We start from the raw sequence: 13,323 nt of genomic DNA on the forward strand, positions 1-13,323 counted from the left end.
GGGCCCCTATCTGACGCGCCGAGTAGCGCAGACAAAACAAGAGATAAGGGAGCGTTTGTTTGAGTCCCGCAGCAGCTCACGATGTGTGTGAGCTGCCAGGTCGAGTTTCGCGACCGCTTGTTTTGACGAGCAACGCAGGATACAAGCGGAAGCTAGGGTGCATTTCTTTTGGTTACGTTTTCTTTGGGCAAACAAAGAAAAGTAACTCGCCTAGAGGCGAAAAAGAATGGCGAAATGGAATACTTAACCCTCCAAGAAATACCGATTAGAACTTCACCGCAAGTGCATCACTTGTTCTCTTATGGAACCAAGCTAAATATTAACCTTGCCTAGATTCCGGTCTTCGCCGGAATGACGAGCTGCTGCAGCGCGCACCATTCGCGCAGAAGTCAGTCTTTGCGCAGGCCTGCTAGCTGATACAACGCAGCTACCTCAGCTAAATAACACAATAATGGCCAGTCTCACCTGGCCACTCTCTGCATATGATCAAACTTCGGCTGTTGCTCCCGCATAAACTCTGTCAAAGCCTCTTCCGATAACGGTCGGCTGTAATAATAACCTTGCCCGACATCGCAGCCGCTATGTAGCAGAAACCGGTGCTGGTATTCTGTTTCTATCCCTTCTGCTGTGACCGATTTATGCAAGCTTTTGCCCAGGTTGATCAGCGCCAGCAGAATATTGCCGTTGGTCACGCTTTGCTCAAGGTCTTGCACAAAAGCTTTGTCGATTTTCAGTTCATCAATCGGATAGTTTTTGAGGTATGCCATGTTGGAATAGCCAATGCCAAAATCATCAATCGCGATACATACGCCTAACCGTTTTAACTGCTCCAGCGTACGCGTAAACATGGCTTCATCTTTGAATCTTGCATTTTCTGTGACTTCAAGCGTCAATAAGTGTGGCGGTACCCTTTCCTGACGTAACACTCTTTGCACAGTTTCGACCAGGTTACCGCGCAAGAACTGTATCGGGGATACATTTACTGCAATAGGGACCAGGTAGCCCCATTCAGTCTGCATGGATTTAATCTTCTGGCAGGCGGTTTGCAGCACCCACTCACCAATCGCAAAAATGTGCCCGGTTTCTTCGGCTACCGGGATAAATTCGTCTGGCGGGATCAATCCTTTTTCAGGATGCTGCCAGCGGATTAACGCTTCCAGGGCACTGATATTGCCATGCTGCATATTGAGTTGTGGCTGGTAATACAGCATCAGTTCACCGCGCTGCAAAGCATGGCCGAGACCATATTCAATTTCGTTGCGTTCACCAAGCTGTTGCGCCAGGGTGCCGCTGAACATCTGCACTTTATTTTTGCCGGCATTTTTGGCGCTATAGAGTGCCGAGTCTGCGCAACTGAGCAGGGTGTCTATATCTTTGGCATGGTCGGGGTAAATACTGACGCCGACACTGCAGGTCATGTTAAACACGTAGTCGCCAATTTCAATTGGCAGCGAGATCGCTTCCATCACACGTGCCAGTAATGGCTCGGCATCTTCGCCATCACGTAAACCGGGGTAAAGCATGACAAATTCATCACCACCAAAACGCACGATCGCGTCGCTGGGACGCGTGCTCTGTATCAGCCGTTGCGCAACATTTTCCAGCATTTTATCGCCGGCGCGATGTCCGAGGGTGTCGTTAATCAGCTTGAAGTGGTCGAGGTCAATAAATGCAATCGCGATTTTGCGTTGCATTTTATCGGCTTCGGCAATCAGGCTGGCGAGTTTGCCGCTGAAGGCATGGCGATTGAGCAAGCCAGTCAATTTGTCGGTGACGGCTAACTGGTGAATTTGCTGTTCATGGTTTCTGCGGTCAGTAATGTCTTCTACTGTACCTTCGTAATACAGGATATTGCCAACGGTGTCATACACCGCGTGTGCATTCTCTGAGATCCAGATCGCTTCGCCGTTGTGCCGGTAAACCTCGGATTCAAAGTTTTGCACGCGGCCATAAGTGCTGATGGCCTGAGTGAATTCACTACGGCGGCTTTCCGCAACATACAGCTGGGTACTGATATTGTTGAGGTCGCTGATCAGGTCGGCGGCAGATGCGTATCCATACAGGTTGGCCAATGCCTGGTTGGCATTCAGGTAAGTGCCGGATTCTGTAGTCTGGAACATGCCCAATGTTGAATTATCAAACATGGAGCGGTATTTTTGCTCGGTGCTGAATAGCGCCTGTTCAATCCTTTTGCGACTGCTGATATCCTGGATAATGCCTTCTAGCGCGACCGGCTCGCCATCCTCGTCAAACACACCGCTACCGCGTTCAGCCACCCAGACAAAGTCGCCGCTGGCCCGCACAATACGATACTCCAGTTGAAATCGTTCGCGTTTTTCCAGGGCTTCGGCGATGGTGATCCGCACTCTGTCACGATCATCAGGATGCGTCATGCTTTCATAAGAAATATCCTTATTGAGCAATAACTGAGGCGGTGTATAGCCAGTCAGCGTCTCGCAGCCTTTGCTGACATAGATCATGGTCCAGCTGTCGTCATACAGGCAACGGTAAATCATGCCATCCAGGTTATCCAGCAGCGTATCCAGCAGCCTTTGCTGTTGCGCAGTGAGCAAGGAGTCCATGATGTCGTTTTGCATAATGCCGAGTATGGTTTGGCTGTTCATCAGACAAACACCTGTTCTTCCTGCCTCAGGCTGCGTACGGTGAGCGCCTTGTCCCATAAACTTTGCGGGGAGACCAAAGTCAGCATGCTGTTCTGGGCAATGTTGGCAATCGCGATGCCCGGGTTATGGCTGACGCCTTTAAACAGGGAGGTCAGTGGCTGAATCTGGTTGGGCGAGAGATATGGGATTTCCCCCAGAGCCGAAACGAATACGCCAAATTTCAGCGAAGAGGTTTTATCTTCTATCACGATAATTTGGCGGTACTCGGTAGAGTAATGCGGGTGGCCCAGCATGCGCGCGAGGTCAATGATTGGGATTACCTCGTCACCGTAAGCATGCATGCCGGCAATAAACGGTGCCGCCTCCGGTAGCGTGCGTAACTGACCTTCGTCAATCGCCTCACGTACAAAACTGGTTTCAATGCCCATCCAGGTGTCGGCCACGTAGAAAGTGGCGTATTCCTGAGATTCTTTGCCGGACTGCAAGAACAGGTTGGGATTAAATTTGTTATGGATTACTTGCGATTCCGCGCGTATGCGTTGATTAATCTCATCCACTTTACCCAGTGGTGTAAAAATCAGCGCAATTACCTTGTTGCGATAATTGTCTTTTGCGCCTTTATATTCGCGATAACCATAAGAGGCATGCGCACCAACGGCATAATAGGTATTGTGGTAAATGGCGATATCAAACAATTGCTCGCCTTCTTTCAGTTTGTCTATGGCAGGCATGAGTTCGAAATTATCACCAACCATAATTTCCTGATAGGTGCTGGAAATTACGCTGAGCTGGTCATTCACAAACACGGTAAAACTTCCTGCAACCGGCGCATCATCACTATCGCGCGGCACCACATCTTTCAACATGGCCTGGAATTGTGGTGTGCTATCAAACACAATCGCTATGCCACCAACAATGCTGTTGTTATCCAGATGCCGGATCGGTGCGGCATAAATGTAAGTAAACTGGTCGTTGTATAAAGACGTTTTTTCAAAGGCGGAAACCACATAATCCTGCGTCGACAAGCAGCTACGCGTTCGGCCCACCCATTCATCTTGCAACTGCGTGCCAAGCAGATGCTCATAGTGGCGATTTGAAACAGCCATGACCTCGCCCTGGCGGTCAAACACAATCAGGTTATCATACACGGTATACAGGCTATTGATGTAGCGCAGGGTGTCGGAGATCTTGCGCTGGTCATCCTTGGTCACCTGGCTTTGGCCTAGCAACTCCCTGAAACTGTGAGTCAGTGCCCACCAGCGGACATCGTTGGCGCGCTCATACAGGTTGCGGTCCATGATATCCACCGCCATTTGTGCGCAAAAACTGGAGTTTTCCAGCATTACTGAGACCACGGTCTGGTATAGCTCAGAGACCATCTGCTCAATAATCTGCTGCGTTTTGTGACCGGTATTGCTGATCTCGCACAGCAGGGTTTTGGAGAAGTTTTTCTGCTGGGTATCCACATAGTTGCTTTGCCAGATATTGCCGTTCCACACCGACTGGTTAAGTTTGCTCTGGATACTGGCCGCCTGTTTCGGAATATTCAGCAGGCTGTCCGAGAAAATGAGCGGGCTGCGCATCACCTTGCGCAGGGTTTCGCCATCAATGTGCGCCACCATTTCATGCATACTATGGCGGAAGGCATACTCCAGCGGAATCATGGCCTGGCCTAACCAGCCTGGCCCCAAATAGCCTTGGTAGCCTTCTGAATGTTTGGTCACGCACAAATATTCACGGCCGGAGAAGCGGCTGATAAACCAGTCCTGGTCTGGCTCGGCACAGATTTTTGCACCCAGTGGAATCTGGTAAACATCGCTGGAGGCAATCACATTGCGCTCTTCATCCAGCAGGATGCCTATGGTCCAGTCATGTTCGGGAATCAGGTTGTGGAAAATCGTATCCAGTTCATTCACAAACTTGAAGCTCAGGCATAACACTCCCAGAGATCTTTTGTCATCCTTGCTACGCACTTCGTGTGCATAAACAAGTGATTTGTAGGTGCTGCCGTTAATCACCGTTTCGTAAAAACGCTCGATGTACGGCTCTGAAGATTGCTGAGCCAGCGCCACGATAGGGTGGAAATGATCAAGTATGGTCTGGCTGGCATCCAGCTGGTGGATCAGTTGCCCCTGGCTGTCGAACAGCACGATATTCTCGTATACGGTGTATTTTTTCTGGTATTCCTCAAAGCGGAAGCAAATCGCATCGTGTTCCTCATCGGTCATCGTGCCTTGCATATAGTGCGATAAATAATCTCGCACATCATCATCGGTTGCAAAAAAACCAATGTCCGCCGTACGCTCAAACAGGTTGCGTACCAGCAGATTGATAATTTCAAACGCTTTGGAAGATAGCTGTGCCGCTGTTTTGCGTAAGGTCTCCTGTGATAAATGCTGCAGTACATCGTTAGAAATCGTATTAAACGCACTGCGGGTATGCTCCATTTCAGACCCGGTGCCGGAAAGCTGGGCCATTAATGCCAGACTGTCCCAGGCGTGTTGAAGCTGGTAAATTCGTGAGCGAAAATCATTAACTTGTTTGAAATGGCTGGTGAGATCATCGGTAAGGGGCTGCTTGTACATGAAACACTTTCAAAAAAAACATCGAATATCCGATGCTTCTACAGCAAGAACGGGACCTGAAACCGCGATGAAATTGAGCGAATAAGCAGTTAAAACGGCCGTTTTTCTTTGCTTCAGCTCTGAAAATACGGGATTTTTCACATATTTAGTATTCGATAGAGCCTACAATAGACCTTTATTCCGGTTTTCCAATCGTGGTTGCACTTTGATGGGGCGATAACTCCCCCTATTGGTGCAGAAATATAGCAATAAATGTAAAAATTCGTAGGGAAAGTTTATCTCCAGATACGGGCATAAGAACTGCTTATCGGAGAAGGAGGAACCCTCTATTTTTGAAAGGAAAAATAAACTTCATGATTGGCAGCGCATTTGAGATTCATAATGTCTCTGGAGCCATTCGCGATGCAGTAGCACCGGTGTTTTTGCTTACTGGTATTGGCTCTATCCTGGGTGTACTGATCGGCAGGCTGGGACGCTCGATTGATCGTGCAAGATTTCTGACCGATGCACCAGAAGAAAAACGAGAACGCTTTAAGGATGAATTGAAGATTATCGTACGAAGGACCAAATGGCTGCGCCGGGCGATAGGCTTGGCAACCTTTGCCGCGCTGTGTATTTGCGTCTCGATTGCCAGCATGTTTCTGTCAGTGGAGACCGGCTTGCGCCTGTCACATCTGGTGATGATTTCTTTTATTATCTCAATGGCTTCGCTGATATTGTCCTTGCTATGTTTTTTGCGGGAGATCGTTCTGGCCTCACGCGAAGTGATCGTGCCATACAAGCAAATGGAAAAGTCGAAGATACTGTAATGTAATTAGAGTGCTAGCTTAAAGTGAGGAATAGCCTAACGATATAGCGCGCGAATAATATCTGTCTGAGTGAGGATACCCACCAGCTTATTATGCTGGTCAACCACTGGCACCAGTTGTAGATGATGGCTGGTGATCAGCGGGATGGTATGCATGAGGTGCATATTCTCTAGAATGGTGATGACCGGAGTCGCCATAATCTGGCCGACAACCTCCGGTTTGCTGCTATGGGTGGTCGGTGACCAGCGGATCAGCTTTTTAAGTGCGGGTGCCACCTGGTTAAATTTTTCGGGTTTGGCGTGCTGCATAAAGTCCGCCACACTCAATAAGCCAATCACCAGGTTGGCTTTATTCACCACCGGGATGGCCGGCTCTGATTGTTGCAACAATGTTTGCCAGGCTTCTTCCAATGTATCGCCAAACTGTAAGGTATCTGTCACTGGACGCATCACATGCCGGCACTCAATTTCTTCCAGTTTGCGGTGATAGGCAATCAGCTCGGTTTGTTGCAGCAGTGCCTGCAAGCTGTCCGGACTGATATCCAGTACTTCATGAAATTGCCCTAACGCTGCCTGTAAGTCTTCCTGCCGGAAACCGAACTGGTAATTCATGTGCTCGGGCCCAGCAGGCTTGCTATCGATTTGCAGCGCAGGGTAGCGGTAGCCAGTCAGGGTATGGTATAGCCAGGCGGACAATACCAGTAACGCGCTATTTGCCAGCACCGGCCACAAAATAAATGTATACCCCAGCTGATAAACTGTTTCACCACCAAGCACGGCGGTCAATGCCACCGCGCCACTTGGCGGATGCAGGCAACGCAAGGCAAACATCATGGCAATCGATGACAGCATTGCCAGGGCAGCGGCATAGGCGATATGGGCCGGCAATAAATGGGCAAAGAAAACGCCACAGAGTGCCGCCACCGTATTGCCCGCTAGAATCGCCCATGGCTGGGCAAGCGGGCTGGATGGCAAACAGAACAGGATGACTGCCGAAGCCCCCATAGGAGCGATCAGGAAAATAGCGGTGAGCCAGTCACCCGGTAAAGCAGCATGGGCCATCAGGCCTGTGCCTAAAATGCCTAAGCCGGCACCGAATGCGGCACGTGCGTGATCACGCAGCGAGCCAGTGACAGGACGAGGCCAGTAGGGTTTCAAAAACGCGGGGATAGCAGGCATGAGCGAATACGACACTGCGAGTGCATAATGAAAGTTGGCAGTGTATCACGCGCACGGCCTGTGACAGCCGCGCGAGGCCATGTTTGCAAATCCTGATCGTGATACATGAGGATACAAATTCCCGGAAACTTCGCAGCGAATTTTTTGCTCTTACGCACAGAAAGTGTTTTTAGTTATTTATCCAAACACTCAAACTAAGCAAAAAATAAGTCTGAAAGGAATCAAATTTATGCAGGCATTTATGCAATCAAAACTCACTCATTGGGTCAGCGTACCGCTGGCTATTGCAGCGCTGTTTGGTGCTGGCTATTGGGTAAAAGGCAATACGCTGGTGAATCATGCGGAGGCCACCGCACAGGTTGCCGCGAAAACCATCTCTAGCCCTAGCGCATACATTACCTTGCCAAATTTCGCCACCATTGCCGATAGCCAGGGCGCGGCAGTGGTGAATATCAGCGTTACCGGTACCGTTAAAACCAGTGGCATCCCGGGCATGGATCCGAATGATCCCATGTATGAATTTTTCCGCCGTTTCCAGCCTAATCAGCCAAAAACCGAAACACCTATGAGCGGCATGGGTTCTGGCTTTATTGTGAAGCCGGAAGGCGTGATCCTGACCAATGCGCATGTGGTCGACAAGGCCGATGAAGTAATCGTCAGGTTGACTGATAAACGTGAATTCAAAGCCAAGGTCATTGGTGTCGATAAACTGACCGATGTGGCCGTACTGAAAATTGATGGCAAAGACTTGCCTACCGTCAAAATCGGCAGCACTAAAAACAGTCATGTCGGCGATTGGGTAGTGGCGATTGGCTCTCCATTTGGCTTCGATAATACCGTTACTGCCGGCATTATCTCGGCCAAATCCCGCGCCTTGCCGGATGAAGGCTACGTCCCGTTTTTGCAGACGGATGTGGCGATCAACCCCGGTAACTCAGGCGGCCCGCTGTTTAATCTGAATGGTGAGGTGATTGGTATTAACTCGCAAATCTATAGCCGCAGTGGCGGTTACCAAGGTTTGTCATTTGCTATTCCTATCGATGTCGCCATGGGCATTGAGCAACAATTGCTGGATAAAGGCAAAGTCAGCCGCGGCCGACTTGGGGTAGGTGTGCAGTCTATCAATCAGGACCTCGCAACTTCATTCGGCCTGAAAACCAACAGCGGTGCGCTGGTCAGCAATGTTGAGAAAAATGGTCCGGCCGATAAAGCCGGGTTGGAGCCTGGGGATGTGATCCTGAAATTCAATAATCAGGTGATAGACCGCTCCAGTGACCTGCCGCCAATGGTGGCAAATATTGTGCCTGGTAGCACGGTCAAGATGGAAGTCTGGCGTAAAAAACAACTTAAAACCCTGAGTGTGCGTGTGGATGAAATGCAAACTGCCAAGGCTGCCCCCTTGATAGCGCCTGACAATAAACAGGCCAAGCTTGGTGTCAGTGTGCGCCCGCTAACCTCGCAAGAGCTGGCGCAAGTGCAAGTCAAGCAAGGCCTGCTGGTAGAGGAAGTCGGCAAAGGACCTGCTGCCAATGCGGGTATCCAGCCGGGGGATGTAATTCTTGCAGTGAACGGTGACCAGGTCACCAGCGTGACGCAACTGCATGAAAAATTACTGCCGAACAGCAAAAATATTGCACTACTGGTCATGCGTGGAGACAACAAGATTTATGTGCCGGTGAAGATTAGTTAAGTTGAATACTGCCATCCCTCTCTCAGCCCCGCCAACGCGGGGCTTTTTTATGCTGGATGCCAACGCGTCTATCTGACAGGCGGATATTTCATCGGGTAGAATAACCGCATGCAAACATTCCAGATTGAATCGACAAAAAACGAAACGCTGCAAGCTGCGCTCATACAGAAAATCAACCGGAAAACCAAGCCGTTAGGTGCACTTGGGCGGCTGGAAACGTTGGCTTTGCAACTTGGGCTGATCCAGAAAACTGAACATCCGGCTTTGCAACAGCAAACCATGCTGGTGTTTGCCGGTGACCATGGCATTGTGGCCGAAGGCGTTAGTCCGTATCCGCAAGCGGTGACGGCACAAATGGTGCTGAACTTCCTGAATGGTGGCGCCGCAATCAATGTTTTCGCGCGCCAGCATGACTTTCAGTTGCATGTGGTGGATAGCGGCGTCAATGCGGTTTTTGAACCGCATCCGATGCTGATTGATGCCAAGCTCAGCATGGGCACGTTGAGTTTCCTGCATCATCCGGCGATGACGCGTGAAGAGGCTGCGCAAGCCATTGCCCGCGGCGCTGAAATCGCCCGTGATGCGATTGCCGAAGGCTGCAATGTATTGGCGCTGGGCGAGATGGGTATTGGGAATACATCCAGTGCCAGTTGCCTGATGAGTGTGTTGTGCAGTTTTCCCTTGCATCAATGTGTAGGCCGCGGCACCGGCCTCAGCGATAAAGGTCTGGATCATAAACTATCGGTGCTGACCAACGCATTGCAAAAGCATCATGTCGATGCCAAAGACCATTTGCAGGTGCTGGCAGTTTTTGGCGGATTCGAAATCGCCATGATGGTCGGCGCCTTGCTCGCAGCAGCTGAAGCACGAGTCACGTTGCTGATTGATGGCTTTATTGCAACTTCTGCACTCTTAGTTGCTGCCAAACTTTATCCGCAAGTGCTGGATTATTGCGTGTTTGCGCACTGCTCGGATGAAAACGGTCACGGCAAGATGCTGGAACACCTAAAAGTGCAGCCGTTGCTGCATTTGTCATTGCGCTTGGGCGAAGGGACCGGCGCCGTGCTGGCGTATCCCTTGTTACAGTCTGCGGTGGCTTTCCTCAATGAAATGGCCAGCTTTGAAAGTGCTGGCGTCAGCGGGAAAAGCCAGTGAACTGGAAATTGCAATGGCGCTATTTCCAGCTGGCAGTCGGTTTTTTTACCAGATTGCCAGTGCCAACCTTGCCCGACTTCCAGGAAGCTGAATTAAACCACGCCGCGCGTTATTTCCCGCTGGTTGGCTTATTGGTTGGCCTGATTGCCGCCATTGTGTGGTGGCTGTCGTCGTTACTCTTCCCGCCCGCCATCGCGGTGTTGGCCAGTATGGCCGCCAGCATTTACCTGACGGGTGCTTTTCACGAAGATGGCCTGGCTGACAGTGCGGATGGGTTAGGCGGCGGGTTAACCCGTGCCCGCAAACTGGAAATCATGCAGGATTCGCGCCTGGGTAGTTACGGCGCCATCGCGCTGATCGGTATGCTGGTATTCAAATTTCAGGTACTGGTTGCATTACCTGCAGCGGTATTACCGTTTGCGTTGATTGCCGCACACACCTCAAGCCGCCTGGCAGCGGTATATCTGATGGCGAACATGACCTATGTCCGTACTGCCGGAAAATCCAAACCACTCGCCACCAGCCCAACGCGCAATGACCTCTGGTGGGCCAGCGTATTCGGCTTGTGGATATGGGTCGGCTTTGCCGCACTGTTATGGCTGAACCATTCCGGGCTGGCTTCCTTGCAGTTTTTATTGCTGACTGAGTTACCTGTGGTCCTGGTTTGGTGGTGGTGGCGGGCCTTATTGGCAAGACATCTGCAAGGTTATACCGGTGATACCCTGGGTGCCATGCAGCAGCTGACTGAACTGGCTTTTTACCTTGGCTTACTGGCCTGGAGCCGATTGATATGAAACTTACATTGATCCGTCACACGCGTCTGCAAGTACCTGACGGTGTGTGTTACGGGCATAGTGATATTGATGTTTCAGCCAGTTTTATGGATGAACTGGAGCGGTTGCAAACCAAATTATCCGGTGAGCAGTTTGATGCCGTGTACGCCAGCCCGTTGCAAAGGTGCAGCAAACTTGCACATGCACTTGGGTTTGATTACCAGATTGTGCACGACGACCGCCTCAAAGAACTGCATTTTGGCGACTGGGAAATGCTGGCCTGGAGCGATATTCCGCGTGAATTGTTTGATATATGGGCGCAAAATTATGCTGATCTGGCGCCGCCGAATGGCGAAACATTTGCTGCATTGCAACAGCGCGGCATCGCCTTTATTGATGAGTGTTTACAGAATCATATGAACCAGCATATCCTGGTGGTTACACATGGCGGGATGATACGCGCGCTGATTGCGCATGCATTGAATATGCAACTCAAAGGGCTGTTCAGGTTCCAGGTCGATCATGCCAGCGTGACGCGGATAGATTTTTCAGGCACGGTACCGAGAATTGAATTTGTTAATCGGTAATTCTCACACTCGCCTTGGCCAGTGCTTGTTCCAGCCTGGACCACTCGGTTACTGGCGGCAACCCAAATCGTAATGCCTGCGGCGACGCAAAGTAACGCGTCCAGACGCCTTCTTGTGCCAGGGCATCCTGCAGCTGATGGCTCGCAGGATGCTGCACATATTGAAATAAATCTGTACCGCCAACCGGATTAAATCCGTATTGACTAAGCAATTGCAGTAACCGCCTGGATTGCGCAGGCAAGTGTGCACGCATGTCTTGCTGCCAGTCAGTATCTTCCAGCGCTATCTGTGCGATATGACCGCTAGCGCCGGCGATTGTCCATGGCCCGAGTAAAGATTCAACCTGCGCCAGCGCGACGGGTTCCCCCATCAAAAAACCTACCCTTAGCCCCGCCAGCCCGAAAAATTTGCCTAGCGAGCGCAATATCCATAATCCTGGCTGACCGCTATGACTGGCGATGCTTGATTGCGGTGTGGTATCCATAAACGCTTCATCAACCACCAGCCAGCCGCCACGCGTAGCCAATTGCGCATGCCAGTCTAAAAGCATATCAACTGGATAGATCTGACCGGTTGGATTGTTAGGATTACATAGCAGCAGTACGTCAGCTGTGCTCAGGAGATCGCTATCCGGTTGCTGCTCAAAAAATTGCACATCATGACCGGCACGTTGCCAGGCATGTGCATGTTCCTGATACATGGTGCGCGGCATGGCAACCCGGCAAGCCGGACGCAATGAGGGCAACACCTGCAATGCGGCCTGCGAACCTGCGCATGGCAGAATATGTGTCGCTCCATAATAGCGACGGGCAGCTGTTTGTAAGCCGTCATCCGTGGCTGGCAAGCGCTGGAACAGCGCAGGCGACAGAGCTGGGATCGGAAAATGCTGCGGGTTAATACCGGTCGATAAATCCAGCCAGTCATTCACCGGCCTGACATATTTGGCTGCCGCTTGCAGCAGATTGCCGCCATGTTCAAGCATAAGCGATAGCTCCAATCAGCGCGGCGATTGCCAGCCAGGAATATAGCCCGGCACTTACCAAGCGTAATGCGCGAGGGATATCCTCTAAAGTTGCTTGTTTATCAGTCCCCAATGCGGGACGTTCATGCCAGACACCATGATAGCGGGCACGCCCGCCGAGGGCGACATCCAGTGCGCCAGCGCCGGCAGACATCACCGGTCCGGCATTCGGGCTATCCCATTGTTTCGCTTGAGTGCGCCAGGCATGCAATGCTTTTTTTGTACTGCCCAGTAGTGCGTAGGTGAGTGCCGTCAAACGGGCAGGGATGTAGTTCAAAACGTCATCCAGCCGCGCTGCGGCCCAGCCAAAATAATAGTACTGGCTGGTTTTATAGCCCCACATGGCATCCAACGTATTTGCCAGCCGGTATAACAATGCACCAGGCCCACCTGCCACCAGAAACCAGAACAATGCCGCAAACACGCCATCACTGCCGTTTTCTAGCACCGATTCCAAAGTGGCAGACACAGGTTCAATCGCTTCCTTGTCGCGGCTGACCATATAGGAAGCCGCGAGTTGCGCTTGTTGAAGATTGTTATTTTTCAGCGCGGAATACACTGCCAATGCATGTTGCCGCAAACTTTTGTGGCCCAAGGCAAAGTAAAGCAAATAGCCATGTACCAGCCAGCCCACATTGGACTGCGCCAGCAGGAAGGCAAAATAGGAGATTGGCAAAACAGCAATTATCCATGCAAATAAACCAGCCACACGTTGCGAGATGTTTGGTTGAGATGCCACTGGATTGAAACGGTTGCTTAAGTCATTGGCGATGCGGCCAAACCCAACCAGCGGATGCCAGCGCTCAGGTTCTCCCAGCCAGCGATCAAGCGCAACCGCGCCGCAGGCAAGCATGGCGAGTATGAGATAATCGGCGGATGGATAAACAGGCAGTAAAAACAT

General features: G+C 51.0%; 10 protein-coding genes. 5 read left to right on the forward strand and 5 right to left on the reverse strand.

Features of this window, described 5'->3' with window-relative positions; genetic code table 11:
• Positions 1-461: 461 nt before the first annotated feature.
• Both ASG24_RS06330 and ASG24_RS06335 read right to left on the reverse strand, forming a co-directional pair.
• The gene (locus ASG24_RS06330; protein ID WP_235559769.1) at positions 462-2,624 is read right to left on the reverse strand and encodes an EAL domain-containing protein; all 2,163 of its coding nucleotides are present in this window, start codon (positions 2,622-2,624) and stop codon (positions 462-464) included.
• Positions 2,624-5,209, reverse strand: coding sequence for a chemotaxis protein CheW (locus ASG24_RS06335; RefSeq protein ID WP_055868928.1), 2,586 nt, complete (start codon positions 5,207-5,209; stop codon positions 2,624-2,626). The genes ASG24_RS06330 and ASG24_RS06335 overlap by 1 nt, the downstream gene beginning before the upstream one ends.
• Positions 5,210-5,562: 353 nt before the next feature.
• Here ASG24_RS06335 and ASG24_RS06340 point away from each other — a divergent pair, with 353 nt between their 5' ends.
• Positions 5,563-6,018: a DUF2721 domain-containing protein gene (locus tag ASG24_RS06340; RefSeq protein WP_055868929.1), complete on the forward strand. Its 456-nt coding sequence runs from the start codon at positions 5,563-5,565 to the stop codon at positions 6,016-6,018.
• Positions 6,019-6,053: 35 nt separating this feature from the next.
• On the opposite strand, the gene ASG24_RS06345 is transcribed toward ASG24_RS06340, so the two are convergent.
• Entirely contained in the window at positions 6,054-7,196 is a 1,143-nt protein-coding gene (locus ASG24_RS06345; RefSeq protein ID WP_055868930.1) for an HPP family protein, read from the reverse strand.
• A gap of 229 nt (positions 7,197-7,425) precedes the next feature.
• On the opposite strand from ASG24_RS06345, the gene ASG24_RS06350 reads away from it, so the two are divergent.
• The 4 genes from ASG24_RS06350 (at position 7,426) to cobC (ending at position 11,401) form a co-directional block, all read left to right on the forward strand.
• Positions 7,426-8,886 carry a DegQ family serine endoprotease gene (locus tag ASG24_RS06350; RefSeq protein ID WP_055868931.1) on the forward strand — a complete coding sequence of 487 codons (1,461 nt, stop codon included), beginning with the start codon at positions 7,426-7,428 and terminating at the stop codon, positions 8,884-8,886.
• A gap of 108 nt (positions 8,887-8,994) precedes the next feature.
• Entirely contained in the window at positions 8,995-10,041 is a 1,047-nt protein-coding gene (cobT, locus tag ASG24_RS06355; RefSeq protein ID WP_055868932.1) for a nicotinate-nucleotide--dimethylbenzimidazole phosphoribosyltransferase, read from the forward strand.
• The gene (locus tag ASG24_RS06360; protein WP_055868933.1) at positions 10,038-10,835 is read left to right on the forward strand and encodes an adenosylcobinamide-GDP ribazoletransferase; all 798 of its coding nucleotides are present in this window, start codon (positions 10,038-10,040) and stop codon (positions 10,833-10,835) included. Before cobT ends, ASG24_RS06360 begins: the two co-directional genes overlap by 4 nt.
• Positions 10,832-11,401, forward strand: a complete 570-nt coding sequence (gene cobC, locus ASG24_RS06365; protein ID WP_055868934.1) for an alpha-ribazole phosphatase — start codon at positions 10,832-10,834, stop codon at positions 11,399-11,401. Before ASG24_RS06360 ends, cobC begins: the two co-directional genes overlap by 4 nt.
• Here the strand turns inward: cobC and cobD are convergent.
• Both cobD and cbiB read right to left on the reverse strand, forming a co-directional pair.
• Positions 11,391-12,383 (reverse strand): threonine-phosphate decarboxylase CobD, encoded by a 993-nt coding sequence (gene cobD / locus ASG24_RS06370; RefSeq protein ID WP_055868935.1) that lies wholly within the window; start codon positions 12,381-12,383, stop codon positions 11,391-11,393. The genes cobC and cobD overlap by 11 nt on opposite strands.
• Complete coding sequence (cbiB, locus tag ASG24_RS06375) at positions 12,376-13,323, reverse strand: adenosylcobinamide-phosphate synthase CbiB (RefSeq protein WP_055868936.1); 948 nt, start codon at positions 13,321-13,323, stop codon at positions 12,376-12,378. Before cbiB ends, cobD begins: the two co-directional genes overlap by 8 nt.

This window comes from Methylophilus sp. Leaf414 (genome assembly GCF_001425425.1).
In the GTDB taxonomy this organism is placed as follows: Bacteria; Pseudomonadota; Gammaproteobacteria; order Burkholderiales; family Methylophilaceae; genus Methylophilus.

Coding starts and splice junctions, on each gene's coding strand:
- ASG24_RS06330 (WP_235559769.1), bottom strand. CDS start 2,624: ATGAACAGCCAAACCATACTCGGCATTATGCAAAACGACATCATGGAC.
- ASG24_RS06335 (WP_055868928.1), bottom strand. CDS start 5,209: ATGTACAAGCAGCCCCTTACCGATGATCTCACCAGCCATTTCAAACAA.
- ASG24_RS06340 (WP_055868929.1), top strand. CDS start 5,563: ATGATTGGCAGCGCATTTGAGATTCATAATGTCTCTGGAGCCATTCGC.
- ASG24_RS06345 (WP_055868930.1), bottom strand. CDS start 7,196: ATGCCTGCTATCCCCGCGTTTTTGAAACCCTACTGGCCTCGTCCTGTC.
- ASG24_RS06350 (WP_055868931.1), top strand. CDS start 7,426: ATGCAGGCATTTATGCAATCAAAACTCACTCATTGGGTCAGCGTACCG.
- cobT (WP_055868932.1), top strand. CDS start 8,995: ATGCAAACATTCCAGATTGAATCGACAAAAAACGAAACGCTGCAAGCT.
- cobC (WP_055868934.1), top strand. CDS start 10,832: ATGAAACTTACATTGATCCGTCACACGCGTCTGCAAGTACCTGACGGT.
- cobD (WP_055868935.1), bottom strand. CDS start 12,383: ATGCTTGAACATGGCGGCAATCTGCTGCAAGCGGCAGCCAAATATGTC.
- cbiB (WP_055868936.1), bottom strand. CDS start 13,323: ATGTTTTTACTGCCTGTTTATCCATCCGCCGATTATCTCATACTCGCC.